This is a genomic window from Amphibacillus sp. Q70, assembly GCF_052055485.1.
Classification (GTDB): domain Bacteria; phylum Bacillota; class Bacilli; order Bacillales; family Amphibacillaceae; genus Amphibacillus.
Map to the genome: position 1 here is coordinate 1,466,250 of NZ_CP197171.1, position 25,007 is coordinate 1,491,256.

The 25,007-nt window shown below is 35.3% G+C and carries 20 protein-coding genes; 16 read left to right on the forward strand and 4 right to left on the reverse strand.

Annotated elements, in window-relative coordinates; all coding sequences use genetic code 11:
* Positions 1-92 precede the first annotated feature (92 nt).
* Together ACS127_RS06665 and ACS127_RS06670 are read right to left on the reverse strand one after the other, a co-directional pair.
* Positions 93-1,499 (reverse strand): MATE family efflux transporter, encoded by a 1,407-nt coding sequence (locus ACS127_RS06665; RefSeq protein WP_440897642.1) that lies wholly within the window; start codon positions 1,497-1,499, stop codon positions 93-95.
* Between the two features lie 736 nt (positions 1,500-2,235).
* The gene (locus tag ACS127_RS06670) at positions 2,236-3,312 is read right to left on the reverse strand and encodes a glycoside hydrolase family 11 protein (RefSeq protein WP_440897643.1); all 1,077 of its coding nucleotides are present in this window, start codon (positions 3,310-3,312) and stop codon (positions 2,236-2,238) included.
* Positions 3,313-4,349: 1,037 nt separating this feature from the next.
* On the opposite strand from ACS127_RS06670, the gene ACS127_RS06675 reads away from it, so the two are divergent.
* From ACS127_RS06675 to ACS127_RS06730, 12 genes are all read left to right on the forward strand, one after another.
* A complete protein-coding gene (locus ACS127_RS06675) occupies positions 4,350-5,780 on the forward strand; it encodes a PTS sugar transporter subunit IIC (RefSeq protein ID WP_440897644.1) in 1,431 nt (476 codons plus the stop codon).
* Positions 5,781-5,916: 136 nt separating this feature from the next.
* Positions 5,917-6,141, forward strand: a complete 225-nt coding sequence (locus ACS127_RS06680) for a hypothetical protein (protein WP_440897645.1) — start codon at positions 5,917-5,919, stop codon at positions 6,139-6,141.
* A 79-nt stretch (positions 6,142-6,220) separates the two neighbouring features.
* Entirely contained in the window at positions 6,221-6,397 is a 177-nt protein-coding gene (locus tag ACS127_RS06685) for a hypothetical protein (protein ID WP_440897646.1), read from the forward strand.
* A gap of 9 nt (positions 6,398-6,406) precedes the next feature.
* The gene (locus tag ACS127_RS06690) at positions 6,407-6,844 is read left to right on the forward strand and encodes a DUF3284 domain-containing protein (protein WP_440897647.1); all 438 of its coding nucleotides are present in this window, start codon (positions 6,407-6,409) and stop codon (positions 6,842-6,844) included.
* A 188-nt stretch (positions 6,845-7,032) separates the two neighbouring features.
* Positions 7,033-8,955: a BglG family transcription antiterminator gene (locus ACS127_RS06695; RefSeq protein WP_440897648.1), complete on the forward strand. Its 1,923-nt coding sequence runs from the start codon at positions 7,033-7,035 to the stop codon at positions 8,953-8,955.
* Between the two features lie 205 nt (positions 8,956-9,160).
* Positions 9,161-10,243 (forward strand): DUF871 domain-containing protein, encoded by a 1,083-nt coding sequence (locus ACS127_RS06700; RefSeq protein ID WP_440897649.1) that lies wholly within the window; start codon positions 9,161-9,163, stop codon positions 10,241-10,243.
* A gap of 120 nt (positions 10,244-10,363) precedes the next feature.
* The gene (locus ACS127_RS06705) at positions 10,364-10,681 is read left to right on the forward strand and encodes a PTS sugar transporter subunit IIB (RefSeq protein ID WP_440897650.1); all 318 of its coding nucleotides are present in this window, start codon (positions 10,364-10,366) and stop codon (positions 10,679-10,681) included.
* A 768-nt stretch (positions 10,682-11,449) separates the two neighbouring features.
* The gene (locus ACS127_RS06710; protein ID WP_440897651.1) at positions 11,450-11,767 is read left to right on the forward strand and encodes a PTS lactose/cellobiose transporter subunit IIA; all 318 of its coding nucleotides are present in this window, start codon (positions 11,450-11,452) and stop codon (positions 11,765-11,767) included.
* A 313-nt stretch (positions 11,768-12,080) separates the two neighbouring features.
* Entirely contained in the window at positions 12,081-12,983 is a 903-nt protein-coding gene (locus ACS127_RS06715; protein WP_440897652.1) for an ROK family protein, read from the forward strand.
* A 96-nt stretch (positions 12,984-13,079) separates the two neighbouring features.
* The gene (locus ACS127_RS06720; RefSeq protein ID WP_440897653.1) at positions 13,080-14,405 is read left to right on the forward strand and encodes a 6-phospho-beta-glucosidase; all 1,326 of its coding nucleotides are present in this window, start codon (positions 13,080-13,082) and stop codon (positions 14,403-14,405) included.
* Positions 14,406-14,833: 428 nt separating this feature from the next.
* Positions 14,834-15,475, forward strand: coding sequence for a bifunctional 2-keto-4-hydroxyglutarate aldolase/2-keto-3-deoxy-6-phosphogluconate aldolase (locus ACS127_RS06725; protein WP_440897654.1), 642 nt, complete (start codon positions 14,834-14,836; stop codon positions 15,473-15,475).
* 8 nt (positions 15,476-15,483) lie between these two features.
* Positions 15,484-16,494 (forward strand): PfkB family carbohydrate kinase, encoded by a 1,011-nt coding sequence (locus ACS127_RS06730; protein ID WP_440897655.1) that lies wholly within the window; start codon positions 15,484-15,486, stop codon positions 16,492-16,494.
* Between the two features lie 69 nt (positions 16,495-16,563).
* On the opposite strand, the gene ACS127_RS06735 is transcribed toward ACS127_RS06730, so the two are convergent.
* On the reverse strand, positions 16,564-17,325 hold the full coding sequence (locus ACS127_RS06735; protein ID WP_440897656.1) for an IclR family transcriptional regulator: 762 nt from the start codon (positions 17,323-17,325) through the stop codon (positions 16,564-16,566).
* Between the two features lie 1,065 nt (positions 17,326-18,390).
* Here ACS127_RS06735 and ACS127_RS06740 point away from each other — a divergent pair.
* The 4 genes from ACS127_RS06740 to ACS127_RS06755 all read left to right on the forward strand — a co-directional run bounded on the left by ACS127_RS06740 (position 18,391) and on the right by ACS127_RS06755 (position 24,062).
* Positions 18,391-20,274 carry a BglG family transcription antiterminator gene (locus ACS127_RS06740; RefSeq protein WP_440897657.1) on the forward strand — a complete coding sequence of 628 codons (1,884 nt, stop codon included), beginning with the start codon at positions 18,391-18,393 and terminating at the stop codon, positions 20,272-20,274.
* A 131-nt stretch (positions 20,275-20,405) separates the two neighbouring features.
* Positions 20,406-21,830 carry a glycoside hydrolase family 1 protein gene (locus ACS127_RS06745; protein ID WP_440897658.1) on the forward strand — a complete coding sequence of 475 codons (1,425 nt, stop codon included), beginning with the start codon at positions 20,406-20,408 and terminating at the stop codon, positions 21,828-21,830.
* Between the two features lie 30 nt (positions 21,831-21,860).
* The gene (locus ACS127_RS06750; RefSeq protein ID WP_440897659.1) at positions 21,861-22,700 is read left to right on the forward strand and encodes an MBL fold metallo-hydrolase; all 840 of its coding nucleotides are present in this window, start codon (positions 21,861-21,863) and stop codon (positions 22,698-22,700) included.
* A gap of 18 nt (positions 22,701-22,718) precedes the next feature.
* On the forward strand, positions 22,719-24,062 hold the full coding sequence (locus tag ACS127_RS06755) for a PTS transporter subunit EIIC (RefSeq protein ID WP_440898094.1): 1,344 nt from the start codon (positions 22,719-22,721) through the stop codon (positions 24,060-24,062).
* 118 nt (positions 24,063-24,180) lie between these two features.
* Here ACS127_RS06755 and ACS127_RS06760 read toward each other — a convergent pair whose 3' ends face one another.
* Complete coding sequence (locus ACS127_RS06760) at positions 24,181-24,990, reverse strand: inositol monophosphatase family protein (protein WP_440897660.1); 810 nt, start codon at positions 24,988-24,990, stop codon at positions 24,181-24,183.
* Between the last annotated feature and the right edge of the window lie 17 nt (positions 24,991-25,007).

Sequence of the window (25,007 nt, forward strand, 5' to 3'; positions counted from 1 at the left end):
TGTATCGGGTGAATTATAATAAAAATAACAGGCCAGAGTTGATAATGATTAGTCATTATTGACTTCTGACCTGTTTTCATTTGAAGAGCTTTTTACTGGTCTTCAAGAGCATTGACGGCACGAACCATTTCTTTTGAGCCGAGAGATAATCTAAGCGCAAGAGGAGTAGGCTCATTTGTCAATAGTCGTTGAGTATAATAATAGGCTAGAGCTAATATGATTACCGCACTAATCCAAGCCAATGGATTAGACATAATGGCTCCACTGAATCCGAATAAATTTGATAGTATAATAGCACCGAATACTCTAGCCACAAGTTCCATTGCTCCTGCTAATGTAGGGGCAAAACTATTTCCTAATCCTTGTAAAGTGAATCTTAAGACAAAAATAAGAGCTAAAAAGGTGTAAAAGGGTGCTTGGATTCTAAAGAATAGTTCAGTCAGTTCAAGTACATCTGTTTGATTACCGTCAACAAAGAAAGATGATAAAAATTGTCCGCCAAACCATAAAGTGATACCAATTGTAACACTGTAGCTAATTGTTATTTTTAATGCAATCCGCACACCTTGCTTAATTCGCTTAAATTTACCTGCACCGAAATTCTGTGCTGCATAAGTAGACATTGAAACCCCGATCGTTTGTAATGGCATTGTAAAAAATTGATCAATTTTTGATGCAGCTGCATATGCAGCCACAGAAAGAGCTCCAAGTTGATTTAAAGCGACTTGAACAGCAATTGTTCCGATTGCGATAATTGAATATTGAAAACCAAATGGCAAACCAACTCGTAAATGTTCCTTATATTCGGTCCAGCTAAGTGTCCAATCCTCTTTATGAACTCGAAGAATAGGTACACGTTTTTTGATATAAAGCAAACAGAGCATTGAAGCGGCAAATTGTGAAATAATCGTTGCATAACCCGCTCCTTCAACATTCATATTAAAGCCTAAAATAAAGAGGTAGTCTAATAGAATGTTTAAAATAGAAGCGACGATCAAAAAGATTAATGGCGTTCGACTATCTCCAATAGCTCTAAGGATATTAGAAAGATAATTAAATAATACAGTCGCACCTGTTCCGGAAAAGATAATAACCAAGTAGTCATATGATAAGTCAATAATCTCCGGAGGTGTTTGCATCAGCTCTAAAATATTTCTTGTATTTAATGTTGCTAATATTGTAAGAATGGCACTTGCAATAATGGTAATAATCAGGCTTACCCCTAGGCTTCTTCTTAAAGCAGCTTCATCTTTTCGCCCAAAACGTTGGGCAGTGATCACCGCTAACCCTGCTGTTAACCCAATAGCTAAACCGAGGATTAAAAAAGTAATGCTCCCAGTTGATCCAACGGCAGCTAAAGCATTCATCCCTAGTGTTTGACTCACAATAAATGTATCAGCCATACTATAAAATTGTTGAAATATATTCCCTAATAGCATGGGAAGGGTAAAGAAAATAATTAATTTTAAGGGATTTCCCGATGTCATGTCTTTTCCCATAGTACACCTCCTGTTTAAGTAAATAATAATAATTTTATTTTTGAACATGCATTTAATGCATGAAAACGATGATCCGCATGAAAGCCAAGATCATCGTTTTATATCATGGATTATCACAGTTTACTGATTAAAAGAACCCCACTTTTAAGAATGAGAGCAAACTCAATCAATCTAAGCGGGGGTTAACTGCATATGTTGATAAATGTTTTATTGGGGCTCATATTTTATTAGGAGGCCCACTTCATTTTATAAAAAGTTAGTTGTTGCTCTATAAATTAATAATTAATATGACCATGAAATTTTACTTAATAATTTGAACTTTGTCAATAGATCTGCCATCAATTTTTAGATTTTTTAAGTCTAAGCTATTGACTTCAATAAGATCTTCTCCTAGATTATCTGTCTCAAAGATTGAAAACAGACGGCGTAAGGTAGTTTCTTCGTCACACATGGAACGAATATAGTTTTGGAAAATACTTTAATTGTAAGTGCAGTTGGCTCATTTAAAATAAAAGTTATTGGTTTTAAAAGAGTAATAGCAGTCTTGATGAAAGGATAGCCAATGTTTGTCATACTAATACGTTTGGGAAAATGTTGTGATGGAGGATTGTTTAATAGATCTTCAAAACAAAACAGGTGAAGAATGTGAATACCTTTTTCTTTACCTGTTTTTGTTTGTTTCTTTTAAAACTTTCATAATCATTATTTACTCACTAACACTGCACTTTCCTACATTTTAATGAATTTCTAAATAGTCAACGAAAGCATCCCAAGTCCCGTCATCAGCTGTTACAATTAATTCAATCTCTTGATTTCCAATCCCGTGCCTAACGTTATTGATTGTGTAAACGGCCGGGTGACTACCACCGAAATAGAAGGTGCCTTTTGTTTCCCCACCAATTCTTAGGTCAACTCTAGCCATGTTAGAATTATTGGATGCTCCTCGCAGTGAAAAATTGTGTGTGTCATTAGCGAAATACTGTGTGTATTTAATCGAGTCGTTGTTAGCATATAAAGCAACACCATTGAATGGTGAGCTAATATTTCCGGTATATTGTCCACTCTTAATCATACTTTCAGCTTCGACTCTTGTCACCTGATCACCATTTTCACCACCGGATCCACCACCCCCAATTGTGAGTGTATTACGATACACATTGGCATTTCCACTGCTTTGATAGCCTTCGATTGTGAGGGCAACTTCATACATTTTACCCATGGGCATACCTAGGTTCTCCCATGCTTTAAAGTGTTCGCTGACAGAGATTGTTCCACTTGTTCTTTTCGTTCTTCTAACACTCCAGTATTGCTGAAAGGTTGCATTTCCTTTTATGGAGGGTTCGTTTACACGTGTTGTTTCATAGATATCATAAGTGCCTCCATCAATATTAATGGTTCCTTTTGCTGTAGATCCAGGAGGGCGCCAGCTTCCCCAACTGTCAACGATGTAGTATTCAACGAGTGGATCAACTGTCCAACCGTAAACCGCTAAATATGAATTACCATTGGGTTGATAGTTGGCTCCGTAATTAATTGACAGATTACCAATTTGTTGATGGGTTTGTGTTTCATCAAATTTTCTACCTTTGCGGAATAATATATTATTAACATTATTCCATTCAGCACTGAATGTTCCGCCACTGTTTAGAGTCATACTCCCAGATCCACCACTATCTTTCCAAAATTCATAATCGTAGCCGTCATGGGTGCCAATTTCATTACTTGTGATCGCTGCATATACACTCACTGCAGATAATATCAGTGCAAAACAAAACAAGATTCCGACAAACAATACTTTTGTTGTTTGTTTCATTTAGAATTCCTCCTATTTTTTTAAGTGTATTAAGTCGTGATCATGTTGTTGTGCAGCCCAGTCCAGTAGCAGGCTGGCATCCCATTATCCTTCTCTTATCTACACCTCCTTTATTAAGTTAATGACTTTCACAGGCTACTTACTGTAAAGATAACAGATTCATTATAAAAGGAAACCTAACAAACTATATATTTAACTTACAAATTAAAGAAAAAACCAGACAAAGTAAAGAATAGGTAGTTAAGTATTGGATAAAGGGGTCAATTATATCTCTAATTAGAATGGACAAAATTCGGTGATGAAGATCTATCGGCTAAAAAGGCAACATCTAGGAATGTTTTAAGGTATTTCAATCTATTTAGTTATACCCTTTAGCTTGGTTAAAGGATGAATCGTAAACTAAAATAGCATTTAAACTGTAAAAAGCCGAATATCTTATTTCTAATCATTAGCTATTTCCTTTCAGTTCATTTTGTTCGTAAAAGCAATGAAGAAGCTTAAAATTGATCATTCAACAAATTGTGAATAATACAGGTGCCTTACTTTTAAAGTAATCAGCTTGTCCTTTTTGTCCCATTCTAATTACCTATAAACCCTTTCCATTAATAATGGAAAAAGATTAAATTAAAAATAAACCGCTTACATAGTATAGTAAAGAAGAAATGAGAAAGTTTTAACACTAAGTGAGTGATTAAGCTAGCAAATATCAAATATATGATTGTTTTCCCAATTCCCGTTACTCTTTTCCACCTGTTAACGGAAAAAATGCAACATGAGGTTAAGCGCTTTCGTGATAAAATATATATATAATACTTAGCAATGATTTAATTTAAATGTCATGAACACAGCTATATTTTGTATGGTCAGTAAGGATGGTGTCCAAGTTTCCTATTTTCAACTACTTTTTACATTGCGGTATCGTTGAAAGGAGTGATGTATTTGGCGAGAAGATAAGGTTATTCGAATTTTTTGTTATCGCTTTAACCATTTATTGGGTTGATAACATGTTTGAAATTATTTACTAAGGGGGTATTATAATGAACGCTTTAACTTTATGGTTGGAAAAGTATTTCCTTCCTATTGCAGGTAAAATTGGAGCACAGAAGCATTTAGTTGCTCTAAGGGATGCTTTTATAGGTACCATTCCTGCAACGATGGCTGGTGCTGTGGCTGTTATGATTAACGCACTTATACGAGATTTACCAGTGGAATTCTTTGAGGGGTATGATGGAAATACCATTCCAGTTATTCGCGAAATTATTGCGGTCAATGGTTTTGTCTGGAATGGAACGCTTGCTATTGCTGGTTTGATATTTGTCTTCTCATGGGGTTATAATTTAGCTAAAGCCTATGGTGTAAATGAATTATCAGGTGGTATTGTGTCAACAGCAGCTACCCTTGCTGGAATTACATTTTCATATTCTACAGGTATCGCAGGTTTAAGCTTAGATGATGCGACTGTAACTGCAATTAACGAGGCTGCTGAAGCGGCTGATGTAGGGATTGCTGCAACAGCTGCAGAAATTACATCAACTGGCTGGGGCTGGCTGCCATTGAGTAATTTGGATGCTAACTTATTCTTTACTGCAATGATTATTGGTTTTGTTTCCACATGGATATTTGCTAAATTAATGCTGGCTAATATTACAATTAAGTTACCGGATTCTGTTCCGCCCGCTGTCTCAAAAGCTTTTGCTTCCATTATTCCGGCAACTGCTGCTCTCTATGCGGTTAGTATATTCTACTTTTTATTCGATAAGATAGTACCGGGTACGACTTTCTTGGATTGGATCCAAGATGTGATTGCTAGACCGCTTCTTGGATTATCTCAAGGTTTTGGAGCCGTTATCTTAGTTACACTATTTGTGCAATTATTCTGGTTCTTTGGAATTCATGGACCGAACGTTCTGGCCCCAATCTTAGAAGGTGTCTTTGGTGTAGCACAATTAGAGAATATCGCTCTGTTCCAACAGGGAGGTACAGCTTTAGTTATCGAAGAAGGCTACAAATGGGTACGTGGTTCCTTTGATGCCTATGCATGGTATGGTGGTTCTGGTGGAACAATTATTTTAATTATTGCTATTTTGCTCTTCTCGAAACGGAAAGACTACCGTACAGTTGCTAATTTATCAGTTGGTCCGGGAGTTTTTAATATCAATGAGCCAATCATGTTCGGTTTACCGATTGTGTTAAACCCAATGATGTTCGTACCATTCTTGCTTGCACCAGTGGTATCTGTTGCAATCGGTTACTTCGCTACTATAGCGGGCCTAGTCGCTCCGGTTTCTCAACAAGTAGCCTGGGTGACGCCGCCGTTCTTATTATCCTTCTTAGCGACCGGAGCAGACTGGCGAGCACCAATTGTGACACTCGTTGCCATGCTTGCTTCCTTTGCAATCTGGATTCCATTTGTTATAGCTGCCAATAAAATGGAGCCGGCAACAGGAGAAGGAGATCAGGCAGCGTAGTCTTATAACCTATTTAAATAGACAATTAAAAAAATGTGGTGGTCACTTCTGTCAAGAAGTGACTACCCTTCTTTACACGATTAGGATAGAATAAATAAAACAATAGTTTTTTAATTAAGAGAAAGGGGACAAGAAGATGATTGAAATCAGTTCAGCTTCACAACAAGATAATATTATTGAACTATTAAATAACCTTAACGAAGAAGGAATTGAATATTCTTTTAAAGAAAAAAAGGGGATCTCTCTTTATTTTGAGACAAATGCAGAGGATTTAGAAAAAGCAGCCAAATTAGCCAAATCAACGATTAAACGCCAGCCCTGGGGTTCAGTCCTTTATTTTCGTAGTATCCCGGTTAAATAAGAAAATGATGATTACTAACAAGACGAGTGAATAGGGGCTTTTCTAATCATGAATCTTGCCAATAAAAAGGATGATTATTATGGGAAAATGGGGTTTATTTATCCTCAGTATCGGTTGTTTACTCGTGCTGTTTAGCGCAAATGCCCGAACGGGAGAGTATGACATACTTAGTTTAATTACCGCACTTTTTCTTATTATATTAAGTATTTTTCTTATCCGCAAAGAAAAGAAGAACAATAAAAACAATGAAGCTTAGGTGAATCCAATGGAAATAGTAAACAAAATAAATGTCCCGGTTGACTTTTTTTATCAAACCATTGTCAATTCAGTTTTGGCGGATGTTCATTCCCAGACAGGTGAAAAAATATCGGAAGAACAATTGCAAGGGTTTGAATACGTTAAGACTTTTTCGAAAAATGCTAAAGCGACGATCCAAATTGAAGAAATCACTAAAAATAAATTTTATCAGTATCGAACATCGAGTACTAAAAACAATTTTTTAGTGACTTATGATATTCGTCCACTGACAGAGGATAGCTGTGAACTACATTATTCTGAGAAAATGGAATCTTATGGGGGCTTTTTGCAGAAGGTAAATGATGCATTTGTTGGTGTTGTTTGGTCTTGGTTGAAAAAGAGAAAATATAAAGAGATGTTAAGACAAATAGAAGCATCTTATTCAAATAAAGGTGTTGCTGGATGATCGAGGATAAATATGATAATATTCCTCGGTCATTTTTCCACTGGCAGAGATGATAATACAAGTTTGCTCAATAAACTGGAACAAATGGAACGGCATAAGAGTCACAGAACCGACATTTAACATTTTCATAAAAAGAGATGACTTGATGCGGTCTTTTGTTTAGTTGGTTAAGTGGAGGAGGGAAGTCATTGAATTCACTATCAAAACGTCAAAAAGATATTTTGCTGTATTTAACAAAGATGAAAAAGCCAATCACATCACAATGGATGGCTAAAGAATTAGAAGTGAGTAGTCGCACAATAAGAAATGATATCAAATTCATCCAGCAAAGCTCGGAATCGGTTGGGTTTACTATTGAATCCATTCGCGGGCAAGGATACGTATTAAATATATTTAATCAAATGTTATTTAAGCCGTTGCTTGAACAGTTGGAAAATGAGCATGATGAAAAATCGGAAGACTTTGTTGATCAAAGTGGTCGAGTCCTTTATATGTTAAGACGTCTGTTATTAGAAAAGAACTTTATTAAACTTGAAGATTTTATTGATGAGATTTATGTTTCCATGTCAACTATCCAAAATGACATCAAAATGGTTAAGCAAATATTGAAGAAGTATAATCTAAAACTGACAAACCGTCCTCATTATGGTTCAAAGGTTGAAGGCGATGAATATATGAAGCGGTTATGTTTGTCTAATTCATTGATTAGCCGAAACCAAGATGCTTTTCTAGGGCAGGATACTTTGCAACTCATCGATCAAGATCTATTTGAAAAGATTAAAGAAATTATTATTAAAAAAGTCAATCATTATAAAATTGATATTTCTGATATTTCTTTAGAAAACTTGGCTACACATATAGCTATTGCCTGTAAACGGATCGAAAGAGGTTTTTTTATTGAACAGTTAGCGGATATATTAATTGATGAATATCCCTTTGAAAAAATTGTCGCAAAAGAAATCATCAAAGAAGTTGAACTATTTACCGGCTTAGAATTTCCCGATACGGAAACTGAATATATTATTGTCCATTTACTAGGAACAAAACTTTTACATAAACAAGAATTGATCGAATTTAGTGAGTTTGATGAGGTAGGAACGATCGTAAACGGTATGCTTGAAAGACTGCGGAAGGAATTAAACTGGGATTTTAGCCATGATGATGAATTTATTCAAGCGTTAACATTACACATTCGTCCGGCTATGAACCGGCTACGATATAACATGAATATTCGTAATCCCTTATTAAATGATATTAAGAAAAAGTATCCAGTTGCTTTTGAAGGAGCAGTTATTGCTAGTCATTGTATAAAAGAATATTTACAAGTTGAAATTATTGAGGATGAAATTGCTTATATTGCTCTTCATATTGGTGTAGCCTTGGAACGGAAGAAAACAAAAAGGAAGAAGAAGAAAAATGTGCTTATTGTATGTGCATCTGGTGTAGGTAGTGCCAAATTACTTTATTATCGTATCCAAAATTTATTTGAACAAGAAATAGAGATCGCAGATACGATTAACTATTATAATTTAGCGATGCATGATTTATCGAACATTGATCTAATTATTAGTACGATACCTATTCCAGAAGAGTTGGGTGTACCTATTGTCGTTGTTAATACATTCTTAGAAGAACAAGATATAAACTCGATAGAAAAATCCATAGCGTCACATCAAAGTAAAATTGAAGCTTATTTACAGCCGTCAATGGTTTTTCTACAACAAGATTTACCTGATAAAGAGAGTGTTATAACCTTTCTTTGTGATAATTTATATAAAAAAGGGCTTGTTCAGAAAGATTACCTGAATTTTGTCTTAGAAAGAGAAGCAGTATCCCCCACAAGTTTTGGCAATTTAGTGGCCATTCCACATCCGATAACTCCTGTGACAGAAAAAACATTTTGGACGGTATGTACATTAAAGCAGCCAATCGTCTGGCAGGACGAACAAATGGTACAATTTATTTGCTTGTTAAACATTAAAAAAAGTTCTCAAGGTGATTTGGATCATATGTTTAAAAAACTAATCTCAATTATTGAAAACAGAGTAACGGTTCAAAAATTAATTGAGAGTAAGACGGTCGAAGAATTGATAGAAATAATGGAGAAATGATATTGTGAATATTTTATTTATCCTAAGGATGTGCTCATTAGGTATTCATTGATTATTTTTGGAGCCATACAATGAAAGGTCTTTATATTATGTGTTTTCATGATAAGCCTTTTCCATTATTAATGGAAAAAGTTCAAAGCGAAACTAAATCGTTTTCATAGTATTATAAAGATATAGATCTTACTATTCAAAAGGAGGATGGCAAATGGGCAGCATTGGTGTATCTATTTATGCAGCAAAAAGTACTTTTGAAGCTGATAAAGCATATCTCGACCTCGCAAGAAAATACGGTTTTACTAGAATTTTTACAAGTTTATTGGAAATTGAGGACGATGCAGACACAGTTATTAATAAATTTAAGAAAATAATTGAGTATGGAAATTCTATCGGGATGGAAACCATCTTAGACATTAATCCAGGATTATTTAAACAACTGAATATTAGCTATGATGATCTTAGTTTCTTTAAAGAATTAGGAGCGGCGGGAATCCGCTTGGATATTGGTTTTACGGGATTAGAAGAATCGATGATGACAAAAAATTCAGACCATTTAAAAATTGAGGTAAATATGAGTAGTGGGACAAAATATCTCGAAAATATTTTAAGTTATCATCCAAACAAAGATAATTTTTGTGCATCTCACAATTTTTACCCACAAAAATACTCAGGTATTTCACAGTCCCACTTTGAAGAAACAACAGCTCTTTTTAATAAGCATAATGTACGAACCGCAGCCTTTGTTACGTCACAAGATGGTGAATTGGGGCCATGGCCAGTTCAAACAGGATTATGTACGCTAGAACAACATCGAAATTTAAATATCCAAACACAAGTCACTCATTATCGACTGATGGGAACCATTGATGATTTATTAATTGGAAATGCTTATGCTAGTGAGGAAGAGTTAAAGGCTATGTCAGATGCATATTTTGGTCCACATCCCATTTTTGAAATAGAATGTGTTGAGGGTTTATCAGATGTAGAAAAAAGAATTATTTTTGACGAAGTTCATATATATAGAGGAGACCGTTCGGAGTATATGATTCGTTCTACTTCAACACGAGTTAAATATAAAAATGAAGACTTTCCAGCCCATCATACTGACCCAATTAAAAAGGGTGATATCTTGATTGGTAATGATGATTTTGGCCAATATAAAGGTGAAACACAAATCGCTATTAAAGATATGGAGAATGATGGTACTCGGAATGTTGTGGGACAGATAAAAAAAGACGCCATCTTCTTATTAGATTATCTTAAGCCTTGGTCTAGCTTTAAAATGTCATGATCGCTTTTATAGATAGCACTGAGTGATCTCATGGTAAGTGAAGGCGTCATTACTATTATGAAACATCCTCATGACAGAATTCATATGAGGGAATATATAATTATTTAGGAGGATATGGATATGAAGACAATTATGTTAGTATGTTCAGCGGGTATGAGCACAAGCTTGTTAGTCACAAAGATGGAAAAAGAAGCCGAGCGTAGAAATATTGAAGCAGATATTTTTGCCGTTTCTGCTTCAGAAGTAGATGGTGTAATGGATAAAAAGACGATTGATGTCTTATTGCTTGGTCCACAGGTTCGCTATATGAAGGCTCAATTTGAAACAAAATTCAAAGGTGAAAATATTCCTGTTGATTCAATCGATATGAAGGACTATGGCATGATGAACGGTGAAAAAGTCTTAGCGCGAGCATTAGAACTCATTGAAAATAAATAAGCAGTTATTTAATTTTGCTCATTATTTTTATTTAGTAGAAGCGACACTGTAATATTAAAATAGTATAGTTTGGTTTTATCTAATCAAGTTAGCTAGAAATATTGATAGATTCGGAAAAGAAGTTTATTTTTAAGAGAACTTATCGATGAAGAAAAGTTAAAAGCTTCCAAGTATAAGAAAAACTCACCTTTATTCAAAGGGTGAGCAAGGGTGAGTTTTTCTAAGTGAACGAGTTAAGTCTTTGGTAGATAAAGAATTTTTCTGTAGTTTATTTATCAGAGGATAGATGATATTGGGTTCTATGATTTAAATATCGATAGCAATGAAGTGTGAACCACATGTGTGGATTTATAAGTTAGCCGATCTATAGAGAAAACAGAGGATCAAAGAAAGATCAGGCGCGACAATTACTATTCAATTGCTGCCCTTTCAGAATAAAGTTAGAAGTGTGTGTTCAAAAAGGGGGATGAAAGGGATCGTGTCGGTTGGGTTCGCCAAATTCTATTGCATTTTTTGATGGGGCGAGTAAGCGTAAATCACTTCGGTGGAAAGAGTAACCGAACTAAGGGAAGCCACGAAGGATTCACAGCGCAAAAATAAGGGGATTTCTTATCCTGATTTTCAGTCCCAACGTCGACATGAGTAACCACAGTCTTAGGACGTGAGCGATTTTAGCAGAAGTTCCTTTTCCTGAAGTACCGTTTTCACCGGACTTTTTGAACATCCTCTAGAAATGATATTTGTTATTATAATAAGGATGTGTGCTAAATGGTTGAAGGAAGTTTAGAGATGATTGCATTTCAGATTATTAGCAATGTTGGATCTGCAAAAAGTTTAATTATGGAGGCTCTTCATGCTGCTAGAGGAGGAGATTTTGTTCTATCAGAGGAAAAACTAGCAGAAGCTAATAAGTTCTTTGTTGAAGGACATAAAGTTCACGCTTCCTTAATTCAAAAGGAAGCGGCGGGAGAAAGGGTTGATCTTTCTATCCTTTTTATGCACGCAGAAGACCAGTTAATGAGTGCTGAAACAATTTCTGAATTAGCTAAAGAAATGATTGAAATGTATAAAAAAATTAATAACTAAGTTAAAGTGCGTGTTCAAAAAGGAGTATAAAACGAGCGGATAGTTCGAGACTGTGACATATTGAGACTCGGGTTTTCACAGGATATGCTGGGCTCTATATTGTCCATAAATGTCTCCGGTGGGACGAATAACTGCAAATTATTTCGGTGAAGCAAGTAACTGCGGTCCCAGTCCCAGAACGTGTCGAGAGTCTTTTACCTGCGATTACTATTTTAGTCGCCTTTTTGAGCAGTCACTTAAAGGATCATTACATATTTATTAAGTAATGGTCCTTTTTATCAAGTTATAAAGAGTCATAGATCATAGTAAGGGGGTGGATATAATAGAAAAGTATCTTGTATTTGATTTTGGTGGAACAAAAATCAAACATGGTTTGATCAATGCGAATGGTGAAATAATAACAAAAGCTACTTCTGAGACAGAAGCCGAGGATTTAGATAAGTTTCTCGACGTTCTATTTACCACGATTCATACGTATCAAATAAATAATCGGGTTCACGGGATTGCGATAAGCATGCCAGGCTATATAGATAATGATACAGGTTATAGTGAAAGAGCAGGTGCAATCGTTGCGCTAGATGGAAAGAATATTAAACAAATACTTGCAGAAAAATTTTCTTTGCCCATCGAAGTTGAAAATGATGGGAATTGTGCTGCGTTAGCAGAAAAGATGAGTGGTAATGCACAAGATGTTGATCACTTTATCTGTATGACAATTGGTACAGGGATTGGCGGGTGTCTTTATCTAAACGGCGATATATATCGCGGTTCTCGTCTACGTGCAGGAGAATTCGGAATGATGATTACACATCTTGCTGATGGAGAGAAGAAGGATATGCATCAAACAGCCGCATTTTCCAACCTAATAGCAGAATATAAATCATATAAAAATATGAACGATCATATAGAAGGAACACAGGTTTTTGAAGAAGTGAAAACAGACCCGAAAGTGAAACAAATAGTTGATCGCTGGATAGAACATATAACGCGGGGGATTTACAACCTTACCGTCACTTTAAATCCAGAGAAAATATTAATTTCAGGCGGTGTCAGCGCACAACCTTATTTGATAGAAGAAATTAATCGGCAGCTAAAGGATTATCAATATTGGCATGAATTCACTATTCCAGTTATTCGTTGTAAGTATTTAAATGACGCTGGTATGATCGGAGCTTTCTATCATTTTAAAACAATGCAGGAGGAAAGGAATAAATAATCGAGACCAGTTCATTTTAAATGGCTCTCTATTGGCTCTCTATGAGAGTGACTTCTACAATAAATCAAACTACAAATGATGAAGGAGGAATTAATAATGAAAAAAGGTCTTAAAATTGCAACAATAGGTGGCGGTTCTAGTTATACGCCGGAGTTAATTGAAGGGTTTATTAAACGCTATGATGAATTACCTGTATCAGAAATTTGGTTAGTTGATATTGAAGAGGGACAAGAGAAGATGAATATTGTAGGTAATCTAGCGAAACGTATGATTAAAAAAGCAGATTTACCCATTGATGTTCATTTAACATTAGATCGAAAAGCAGCACTAAAAGATGCTGACTTTGTAACCACTCAATTCCGTGTTGGTTTACTTGATGCACGCGCAGTAGATGAACGAATTCCATTAAAATATGGTGTATTAGGTCAGGAAACAAATGGACCGGGTGGTCTGTTTAAAGGATTACGAACAATCCCAGTTATTTTAGATATATGTAAAGATATCGAGGAATGGTGTCCAGATGCTTGGTTAATTAATTTTACCAATCCGGCTGGTATGGTGACAGAAGCAGTATTAAGATATTCAAATATAGATAAGGTGGTTGGATTGTGCAATGTGCCAATTGGAATGGAAATGGCTATTGCGAATCTTTTAGAGGTGGATCATTCTCGAGTACGGATTGACTTTGCCGGACTTAATCATATGGTGTATGGTCTGGATATCTATTTAGATGGTGTTAGTGTAAAAGATAAAGTAATTAAAATGGTTACAGATCTTGAAGATAGCAGTTTTGTTAAAAACATTCAAGGAGCTAGCTGGGAGCCAGAATTTCTTAAAGCTTTAGATGCGATTCCTTGCTCTTATCATAATTATTATTACAAGATGGGAGAAATGGTTGAAGACGTTAAAAAGGAAGCCGAAATCGAAGGGACACGTGCTGAAGTGGTTAAAAAACTTGAGCAAGATCTGTTTGAGTTATATAAAGATCCAAACTTAGATATTAAACCACCACAATTAGAGAAACGTGGTGGTGCCTACTATTCAGATGCAGCCGTTCGACTCATTTCAAGTATTTATAATGACAAAAAGGATATCCAGCCCGTTAATACGAGAAATAATGGTGCCATTGCGAGTATTCCCAACGATTCAGCTGTTGAGGTGAGCTGTATCATTACAAAGGATGGTCCAAAACCAATTACTATGGGTGATTTGCCAATCCCTGTACGTGGCCTTGTTCAACAAATTAAATCATTTGAACGGGTTTCTGCAGAGGCGGCAGTAACAGGTGATCGTAATCTTGCCATCTTAGCTCTAACAATTAATCCACTAGTTGCTTCAGATAAGGTAGCTAAACAAATTGTTGCTGAAATGCTTGAGGCTCATAAAAGATATTTACCACTATTTTTTAAGACTAATAATTAAATCATCCACAATAAAAGGGTTCTAGATTATGTGAAATCGAACCCTTTTTATTATATCCAATTTTCACTGCTGAATTTTCCAATGTAGACTAAATTGTTTAAAGTATGTGTTCAAAAAGGAAGGTGAAAAGATCTAGCGGATAAAATCATAACATCATGTTACAAGAGTGTTCAGTGAGATGAATGCTCGCACTAAGAAAAGCTTTGGGGTATTGACATTGCAAGAATAAGTCTATTTTCTAATTTGAAACTTAGTTCCAATGCCCGAATCGACTAAAATTGTTTTACAAGTCAGACGAACATCTTTTATATTTTAAGTATGAAAACTAATATAATGTTAACGATTGCAATGCAATGAACAGATGGTTATAATAGTTTTATAATTTCTTAATTAAAAAATTAATTTCCAAATAGGAAAGGTATGAAAAGATGAAAAAACAAGAGACGTTAGCTAAGATTCTAGATCAGAAGCTTGTTGCAGTTATACGTGGTGATACGGTAGAAGAAGCACAACAGGTTTCAGAAGCATGTATTTCTGGAGGAGTAAAAGGGATAGAATTGACTTTTACTTTAAATGGAGCGGAAAAAGTAATTGAAGAGTTATCATCTATTTACAAAGATGATGACGATGTTGTTATTGGTGCTGGAACAGTATTAGATGTGACAACAGCTAGAATTGCCATTTTAGCAGGGGCTCAATTTATTGTTAGCCCAGGTTTTGATAAAGAAACAGCTTTACTATGTAACACTTATCACATCCCTTATTTACCAGGATGTATAACCATTACAGAAATGTTGACGGCTCTAAAATACGGAGCCGATGTGATCAAGCTTTTTCCGGGTGATTTAGTTAGTCCTAACTATATAACCACAGTAAAAGGTCCCCTGCCTCACATTCAATTGATGCCAACAGGTGGAGTTAATGCTGATAATATTACTGAGTGGCTAGGCAAAGGCGCTGTTGCAGTAGGAATAGGAAGTAACTTAACCTCATTAAAAAAATTAGGTTCATTAGAAAAGATTACAGCACAAGCCCAAAAATATGTTGAAAAAGTTTCCGCTTTAAAGTAGGTGACCAAATGAATAAGATCATTACTTTTGGAGAAATTTTATCAAGATTATCGACAGAGCAAGGCCAACGACTAGCTAATACAACACAATTACGACTTCACTTTGGCGGAGCGGAAGCTAATGTAGCGGCTTCACTTGCGCAATATGGACATCGAACTGCTATGGTATCAAGATTACCGGCAAATATGTTGAGTGATCATGTTATAAATTATTTAAAATCAATGAATGTTAACACAGATTTAATCGCTTTTGGTGGTGATCGTCTGGGTTCTTATTATCTTGAAGTAGGTGTGGGGAATAGAGGATCTAAAGTTGTTTATGATCGAAAGCATTCAAGTTTTTCGCAACTAAATGAAACGATGCTCGATTATGAACGTATCCTTAAGGATGCAACGCTTATCCATGTAACAGGTATTACTACAGCTTTGTCAATAGAAATGGTTGATATAGTTGAGAATCTGTTTAAAGAAGCTAAAAATCGCGGTATATTAATTAGTTTTGATTTTAATTATCGAACAAAGCTATGGTCACAAAAAGAAGCGGGTTTAGCTTTTAGGCGTTTACTTCCTTATATCGATATCTGCTCATGTGCTGAATTAGATATGATTCACTTACTAGGCTATCCTGAATTAGATCAAGAACTTAATTATGAAAAGAGACTAGCCGTTCATTATAAGCAGTTAAAAAATGATTATCCAAATTTGAAACTTTGTATATCGACAAAACGAAACAATATATCTGCCACACACAATGCTTTAAAAGGTTATCTATATGCTGATGATACTTTATATCAATCCAAAACATACGATATAGACCATATTATAGATCGTGTTGGAGGTGGTGATGCATTCGTAGCGGGTATTCTTCATGGATATATTAATGAATGGAAGTTTGATAGGATTATTTCTTTTGCAACAGCTGCTTCAGTTTTGAAGCATACCATATTAGGAGATGCTAATTTAGTGACAGAGGCTGAAGTTATGGAAATGATCAAGGGCGGCAATCAAATTTCAAGGTAATTATCCAAGCTTAGATACAAATGATCGTATAAAAAAGACGAGAGTGTCAATCAGCCACTTTCGTCTTTTTTAGCTTAACTCTGCTAATATATGCTCTCTGCAAATCAAAATGTTCTTTATTAAGTCGTTCAATAGCTTATCGTTTAAACGGAATTTGGGTAAGCTGACGCTGATAGCACCATAATTTTTCCCATTCAATGTTATACTACTTCCAACACAAAATACTTCAGATTCATGTTCACCATCGTCAAAGGCATAGCTTAATTCTTTTACTTGTTCAATTTCTTCATAAAGCTGTTGATGAGTTAGGATTGTATTTTCAGTAAATTTAACAAACGGATTTGTTTCTAAATACTGTTGTATTTGTTCATCAGTAAAGTCAGCAAGAACAGCTTTCCCCATTGCAGAACAATAAAGAGGAATGGTTTTTCCAATTTCCGAATAAAGCGAAACGGGCTTTTTACTTTCAATTTTTGAAATATATTTAATATGATTAAGCTCATTAATGCCTAAGTGAACCGTTTCTTCCGTCATTCTTTGTAACTTTTCAAGGTGTGGCTGCGCTATTTGTTTAATACTAACTTGATGTAAGCTTTTGTTGGCATATTTAATTAATCTTGGTCCTAGGCTAAATGTTTTTGTATCAGGATCCTTTTGTACATAACCAATTAATAATAATGTATTTAAAATTTTTAATGTTGTAGGGTTTGTTAATTCTGTTTGTTTTGCAATTTCGTTTAGTTTTTTCGGCTGGTTTTGTTGCGATAGATAATCAAGGATTTGATCAGCTTTCAATAAGACACTTCCATAAGGTTGTTTTGTTTCTGCCATATTATAAATCCTCCATATTAAATTGAAACATATTATATCTAAGTATATCAAAAAGCGATGATACTGCAATGCTGGCTTTATTGTAGTTGCTTGTTATGGATCACTTATTATATTTTATCACAGATAACCGTCCATAAAACTCGGGGCAACAATGGGTTTCGATGGGGTGAGTAACCGCAAATATCTTCGGTGGGACGAGTAATCGCAGCAATGTTGTCAGGCTAAGCAAAGTAATCGATCAAGAGGGTGGAACAAAAAGATTTATTCATGAACAAACAGAATATGGATATAGAGGGCCCCCCTCGGCAGATGAGATATGTTCCGCTTTCCTCGAAAATATAGAGCGATTTTCTTCGTGCGATGGATTGCTGCCGAAGCATTCCTTGTCCTGTAGGCCCAACTCCCACTGATTGAAGTTTCGCTTTATCAATAAGCGTGACTATTAGCGTGGTGAATAGTACAATGGATGTAACTGTTGCTAGCTCAAAGGTCCCCATTATCCCCTCCTATTCTTTACTAACAAGGAATGACTGTTCTATAATAGTTAAGAAAAGCTATTTTTTCCTTTCAGTAGTGGGAATATAATATACATCCATTTTATCTAAGTTAATGAATCTTATATATAAATTTTTACCAATTATAGAGTCATTTGGTTTAGTAAGCCGATTATAGAGATTGTTCAAAAAGTCTAATGAAAATGACGTATCAACAATAGGGAATATTCGATTAACTATCGACATGTTTAGAAACTCAGAATAAGACAGACGCTTATTCGTGTGATGTGATTGCTCTGTGGTTTTCCTTAGTTCAGTTACTCGTCTTATTGAAAGTCATTTGTAAGTTATTACATTAGGTGAAAGGGCGTTGCTTTGAACTCCTTGATTCTTTTTCTGAACTTTTGAGTACCACTTGTAAAGCTTTTTTAAATAATAATCATTTTCTTTGCTGCTTGCTATCATTATCTACATCATCAGCCCAATGGATTCCTTTCAGAAGTGATTGTCACTATTTCTAAATGATTCTAATTTTATTGTAAATCAGCATATCTAAAAGGACGTGGTATATATGCTTAATAAGCGACAAAGGGTTATCCTTGCATACATCCTATATACAAAGCCATATTTAAAGGGTGAACCGCTGGCTGAGATTGTTCATATTTCACATCAAACGCTTCAAAGAGAAATAAATGCTATAAATGATGAAATAAAAGAATTTCAAGTGGAAATTAAAATTTCAAAAAAGGGACATTATTTTATTCCACAAAAACATGAGGTGCAAATTGTTCAATATATCGCAGGTCTGGGTGCTGTGGATACAAGTAATACGAACCATCATATGATGTGGGAGCGCATTAATATTATTTTGGGCATTCTATTATTTGAACGAGACTTTATCAGCATGGAGGATTTAGCGAATAAACTTTATGTTTCTAAATCAATGATTAATTTGCATATAAAAGAAATAAATAAGGTTATTTATCGAACAAAAGGGTTAGATCTGACTATATCAAAGACGAAAGGAATTCGCCTACATGGAAAAGAAGAGGCCAAGCGATTTTTATTATCAAAAATTATGCTTCAAGGCTTAGACTTAAAGCAAATTGTTCCATTATTTAGTGAGGGTGATCAACTTCCATACTATAACCCTAAAGAGATCGAAATAAAAATACGGAAAATACTAGTGGATCAACAAGTTATTATCTCAGGCAGAGCATTTGAAATTGTTATATCAGGTATTAGAGTTTGTATCATCCGAAATTATTTAGGCTATAAGATACCGAGCACATCTAGCCAGCCATTATCTTTACTGCCATTAATTAAAAAGATAGATGAACAATTGCAGCAAATGGAAATCTACTTAAGTGAACAAGACTTATATTTTATGGAAAAGGCAATTATAGAACAGGAAACGTTTGATGATCATGCTCGGCGAAACCAGGAAGATATAGAGATGGCAACTTTGCTTATTCACCACATAGAAGAACTGACCAAACTGAATTTAGCAAAAGATAGGGATTTCAAGGATGGTTTAATTTTCTATCTTCATCAAACACATCAGCGGATTTACAATGGTCAGGCGTACACAAATTTTCATAAAAGACAAATCAATCGTTTATTTCCTATGACAGCGGCATTAATGAATCATTGTAAACAGGCTTGGTTAGAGAGGGTAGATTATTTACCGGAATCAGAACTAGCTTATATTACATTGTTTATTGGTAGATATATTGAAGCCATGGAGGAATCACTACGCTTGCTCCTTGTATCTAATGAAAATAGTGTATTGATTAATTGGTTTGAGAAGGAGATAAAGCGAATTGCAGGCTCTAAAGTGAAAATTACTCAAGTTATTCCTCAGTATTTATACGATGAAACCCTAGATCAACAATTAGAGGCAATGGACGTTATTGTAACAACAGAGATGATCGAGCCAATGGGTATACCAATTGTTTATATCCACAGCTTGTTTACTGAGACAGAAGAATTCATATTGGAAGACCAGTTAAATTATCTTATAACAGACAAGGAGCAGGAGAAATTAAAGAGGTTACAAAAAGATATTATACAATCTGATTCCTTTTATCGTTTGCCAAAGAAGCTGAAAACAGTAGAAGAGGGTACTCGATATATGCTAGAACAAGCAAATTTAGGGGATGTCATTAGTCAAGAAGATGTATTAGATAGCTATATTTCCAACGATTCTAAGGTGGGTTTATTTTCTATTATTACAACAAATAGCGTTCATTCGACTTTACTTATTGGTCAACTTGAAAAACAATTAACCTTTAGGACAAGTCCAGTAAAGACGATTATTATCGCTCTTTATAATATTCACGATAATAAGGCAGTGACCTTTTATCAAATTGTTAAACACTTATTAGCACAAAATCAATCAGGTAGATCAAGTAAGGTGAAAAATTATCAAGAACTGGAATCACTATTATATTAACCAGATAAAGCTGTTCAGTTTTTTTACGATTTTTAAGCAAAAAAACTGAATGGCTTTTTTATATGGTTTGGCTTATTGTAAAAATATAGAGAGACATAAGTTTCAAGACAACAGGACATGGAGGGATTACGATGGATTGGAAAGATATAGAGTCATATCCAAACGACTTTTTATGGGGGGCATCAACGTCGTCTTTTCAAATCGAGGGGGCTGCAACGACAGATGGAAAAGGGCTATCTGTTATTGATGTGATGGAGAAACAACCTGATATAACTGATTTTTCAATTGCCGCTGACCATTATCATCATCTGGAGGAAGATGTTGCATTAATGGCAGATATGGGTTTAAAGGTATATCGGTTTTCCATTTCATGGACGCGTATCTTCCCACAAGGTAATGGTGAAGTTAATCAAGCCGGAGTAGATTTTTATAATCGGCTGATTGATGCTTTGAAGAAGTATCAGATTGAACCGCTTGTAACGATTTACCATTTTGATTATCCTCAGGCACTTGTTGATCAATATGGAGGATGGCTATCGAGACAAAGTATAACGGATTATCATCGATATGCAACATTTCTATTGAAAACATTCGGTGACCGAGTGAAATACTGGTTGACTATTAATGAGCAGGATCATGTCATTCGTTTTCCATCTAGGTTAGGAATTAAGGAATGTACCTATGCTGAGCAATTACGCTTAGGCTATCAAGCTAACCATCATATGTGTTTAGCTACTGCTCGCGTGATTCAAACATTTCACGAGTTAGGGATGACAGGGAAAATTGGCCCAGCTGTATCTTATTCATGGATACATCCATACTCAGCTAACCCTATGGATGTATTAGCCAGTAAAGATGCCACTATAATAAAAAATAATTATTTATTAGATTTACATTGTAAAGGTAAGTACAATAAGGTGTTTTGGAGATATTTAGAAGAGAGGCATTATCTACCAAAGATAGAAGCAGGAGACATGGAATTATTGAGGGAAAATCCCCCAACTATGATAGGGGTTAACTATTATTATTCTGAAACAGTAAAAGCCTTTCCTACGAGTAGTGAGTATCCGATTGGCTATCATAAAGAGACTCCACTTCCGACGGCAGAGGCCGGAATATTTGAAGTAGTAAACAACGAGCAGTTATCTGCAACTGATTGGGGCTGGGAAATTGATCCGATTGGATTGAGGCTCACATTACGTGAGTTATATGACAGATATGAGCTGCCACTTATTATTACAGAGAATGGTATTGGTGCTTATGACAAATTAGAAGCGGATGACAAGATACAGGATGATTATCGAATCGATTACCTGCAGAAGCACCTGCAGCAATTGCAGTTAGCTATAACTGAAGGAGTTGACATTCTGGGCTATTGTGCGTGGTCTTTTATGGATCTGGTCAGTGGTCGTAATGGGATGGAGAAAAGGTATGGGTTTGTCTATATTAATCGAGATGATTTTGATTTGAAGGATTTACGCAGAGTGAAGAAACAAAGTTTTTATTGGTATCAAAAGGTGATTCGTTCCAACGGAAAATATATCTGGAGAGATTAGTATGCGTAACAAAAATAGGAGGTTAACACAATGGATACATTAATTAACAAGGTTTATGAGCTGGGAAATAATAATTATTGTATTAAAGAAGCTGATTCCACGAGTTGTTATTTATTAGTTGGTAAGGAGAAGGCCTTATTGTTTGACACAGCCTATGGTTATGAAGACATTCGACCTATTATTCAACAAATAACGGATTTGCCTCTTGTTGTTGTTAATAGCCATGGTGACCCTGACCATGCTCTCGGTAATTATTGGTTTGACGAGGTGTTTATTCATGAGTTGGATTTAGGAAAATTGTTTCAAAATGATAATCCTGATATTAAGAAGAAAGCGATTGACTATCGCTTGAACAAAAAGCCTGAATTACAAGGTGCTATTGATGAACCTTCTTATTTAGCATCGACGATCAAACATGTGAATTATCGGTTTGTTCGAGAGGGAGATGTATTTGACTTAGGTCAAAAATCATTAGAAGTGATTCATTTGCCAGGTCATTCATATGGATGTATTGCCCTTTTAGATCAAGATAATGGTGATTTATTTAGTGGTGACATGGTAACAAAACATAATATTTGGTATTTCTTAACGAACGACGAACAAGCTCCTTTTAACATGGCTTATGCTGCTTACGATAAATTATTAAGACGAAAAGATGAAATTGGTGATATCTATCCAGCGCATGGACCTTTTCCCATTCAATCCGATATCATTACCCAGTTGAAAAAGGCATTAGCTGATATCAAAGTAAATCACCAACAGGATGAGTTGTTTGAATCGTTTGTCGGGAATGGCTATAAGCATTATTACAAAGATACCCTGATTATTTATTCCAAGGAAAGATTACAAGAATTTATCGAAGAAGATTAAGGGGGGATTAAAGTGGACATGAGTAAACTAGCAGAAAATATTATTTCATTGGTAGGTGGAAAAGAGAGTATAGATTCTGTCACGCACTGTATGACTCGGTTGCGGTTTGTATTAACAGATGATATGGAAGCAGAAACTAACAAAGAACAACTAGAAAGCTTGGAAGGTGTTGCAGGAGTTGTTAATAATGGTGGGCAGTTCCAAGTGATTATCGGCAACAATGTGGAAACAGTATATCAAGAGATAGAGGCTCAATTAGGAAAAGAGAAGGAAGAAGGTTCGAAGGAAGATAAACGAAATTGGTTAGATCGTTTCTTTGATACACTATCCGGTATCTTTGTCCCTGTTATTCCTGCTATAGCTGGTGCAGGAATTCTCAAAGGATTACTGGTTGTATTGGTGAATCTGGGCTGGGTTTCTGGAGAATCAAATACGTATATGGTTTTAGATGTGATTTCTGATGCCGTATTTTATTTCTTGCCTATTTTACTAGCGTTTAATGCAGCTAAGAAGTTTCGCTGTAATCCAATCATTGCAGCAACGATTGGGACCATTCTATTACATCCTACATTTACTGGTGTAGTTGCAGAGGGGAACGTCGCAATTGATTTCTTTTCTATCCCATTTACTTTAATGAATTATTCCTCTTCTGTATTACCGATTATTATTGGTGTATGGCTGTTGTCCTATATCGAACGATTTATTAAATCTTGGATGCCGAAAGTATTGGATATTGTCTTCACCCCAGTTTTTTCATTGCTTATTACGGTACCGATAATTCTGATAGTGATTGGTCCCATAAGTATTTGGATAGGGGATTTAGTTTCAACAGGAATTAATGCCTTATATAGTAATCTAACCTTTATTGCAGGGATGGTTTTGGGTGCTGTGTATCCATTGCTTGTATTAACAGGTACGCATTATGGATTATTACCGATTATGTTGCAAAATATATCATCCAATGGCTATGATGTTATTTTAGCACTGTGTGCAGCAGGTAATACAGCTGTTGCAGGAACTGTACTTAGCGTCTATTTCAAAGCGAAAAGTAAAACCAATAAGTCACTCTCCATTTCCTCTACAATAAGTGGTTTGATAGGCGTTGTTGAACCAGGATTATATGGACTTATTATCAAATATAAAAAGTTATTTGGTGCGGTATTTGCTGGTGGAGCAGCTGGTGGTTTGATAATGGGGATTTTTCAAGTGGAGAGTACGGGGTTCGGACTTAATCCCCTTGGTGGTTTGCCAGTATTTTTCGGTGATACATTCAGTTATTATTTAATTGGTATTACGGTTTCCTTTATTGTAAGTTTGGTTGTTGGTTTGATTATTGGCTTGCCTGAGGAAGAAAATAAATGAATCGGAACAGTTCCATCAAAGGTAGATCAGATGGAACTGTTTTTTTATCAGGAAATTTGAGATTAACTTTTTTCTAAATATTATTCAATAGTTGCTCAAGAAGATATTAGAGTATCCTTTACTTCAATCCCTTTTTTAAGTAGTTATTAATAATTTCTTGTTGGATAGCTGGATGGCAGGTTAGAGAGGATTCTCTCGTTAACATATTTATCGGTTCACCTGCTAAATTGGTTGAAACCGCACCTACTTCATTAGCAATAACCATCCCTCCGGCAATGTCCCACGGAGCAAGATTCATAGCTAGATAGCCATCGACTATCCCCTCGGCAATAAAGGCAAGCTTTAGTGCTGCACTCCCATAAGTTCTTGTACCGAGCACCTTTTTTACTAATTGCTTTGTAATAGTTTCGTCAATTATTTCATTTTCATATAACCAGTAATGATTGAAGCCGAGTATCGCATCTTCAAGTTCTAGAGTATCTGCTAAGGAAGGTAACTTTTGCTCATTTTTATAAGCGCCTTCGTCTTTTAATCCAACATATAAATTCTCTGCCATACAATCATAGACTAATCCAATTTCACCAATTCCTTGGTGGAAAATACCGATCGATATGGCAAAGTTTCTTTTTTGTTTAACGAAATTCATTGTACCGTCAATGGGGTCAACGATCCATACAGTCCCAGCTAAAGATTCAATATCATCGCCGTAGCCCTCTTCGCTGAGTAAGAGGTGATCAGGAAATGTCTCTTTAATTTTAGCGGCTAGAAAAGATTCGACTTCTTTGTCAAGCTCAGTAACCAAATCCTTAGGGTTTGATTTGGTTTCAATAATTAATGGATCGTTAATTTTAGAGCGAATAAGTTCTCCAGCTTCTAAAGTCCATTTTTTAGCATGCGAAAAAATGTCAGTTCGTTTTGTTTTATCCATGTATTATCCTCCTTAGA

Coding starts and splice junctions, on each gene's coding strand:
- ACS127_RS06665 (WP_440897642.1), bottom strand. CDS start 1,499: ATGGGAAAAGACATGACATCGGGAAATCCCTTAAAATTAATTATTTTC.
- ACS127_RS06670 (WP_440897643.1), bottom strand. CDS start 3,312: ATGAAACAAACAACAAAAGTATTGTTTGTCGGAATCTTGTTTTGTTTT.
- ACS127_RS06675 (WP_440897644.1), top strand. CDS start 4,350: ATGAACGCTTTAACTTTATGGTTGGAAAAGTATTTCCTTCCTATTGCA.
- ACS127_RS06680 (WP_440897645.1), top strand. CDS start 5,917: ATGATTGAAATCAGTTCAGCTTCACAACAAGATAATATTATTGAACTA.
- ACS127_RS06685 (WP_440897646.1), top strand. CDS start 6,221: ATGGGAAAATGGGGTTTATTTATCCTCAGTATCGGTTGTTTACTCGTG.
- ACS127_RS06690 (WP_440897647.1), top strand. CDS start 6,407: ATGGAAATAGTAAACAAAATAAATGTCCCGGTTGACTTTTTTTATCAA.
- ACS127_RS06700 (WP_440897649.1), top strand. CDS start 9,161: ATGGGCAGCATTGGTGTATCTATTTATGCAGCAAAAAGTACTTTTGAA.
- ACS127_RS06705 (WP_440897650.1), top strand. CDS start 10,364: ATGAAGACAATTATGTTAGTATGTTCAGCGGGTATGAGCACAAGCTTG.
- ACS127_RS06710 (WP_440897651.1), top strand. CDS start 11,450: ATGGTTGAAGGAAGTTTAGAGATGATTGCATTTCAGATTATTAGCAAT.
- ACS127_RS06720 (WP_440897653.1), top strand. CDS start 13,080: ATGAAAAAAGGTCTTAAAATTGCAACAATAGGTGGCGGTTCTAGTTAT.
- ACS127_RS06725 (WP_440897654.1), top strand. CDS start 14,834: ATGAAAAAACAAGAGACGTTAGCTAAGATTCTAGATCAGAAGCTTGTT.
- ACS127_RS06730 (WP_440897655.1), top strand. CDS start 15,484: ATGAATAAGATCATTACTTTTGGAGAAATTTTATCAAGATTATCGACA.
- ACS127_RS06735 (WP_440897656.1), bottom strand. CDS start 17,325: ATGGCAGAAACAAAACAACCTTATGGAAGTGTCTTATTGAAAGCTGAT.
- ACS127_RS06740 (WP_440897657.1), top strand. CDS start 18,391: ATGCTTAATAAGCGACAAAGGGTTATCCTTGCATACATCCTATATACA.
- ACS127_RS06745 (WP_440897658.1), top strand. CDS start 20,406: ATGGATTGGAAAGATATAGAGTCATATCCAAACGACTTTTTATGGGGG.
- ACS127_RS06750 (WP_440897659.1), top strand. CDS start 21,861: ATGGATACATTAATTAACAAGGTTTATGAGCTGGGAAATAATAATTAT.
- ACS127_RS06755 (WP_440898094.1), top strand. CDS start 22,719: ATGAGTAAACTAGCAGAAAATATTATTTCATTGGTAGGTGGAAAAGAG.
- ACS127_RS06760 (WP_440897660.1), bottom strand. CDS start 24,990: ATGGATAAAACAAAACGAACTGACATTTTTTCGCATGCTAAAAAATGG.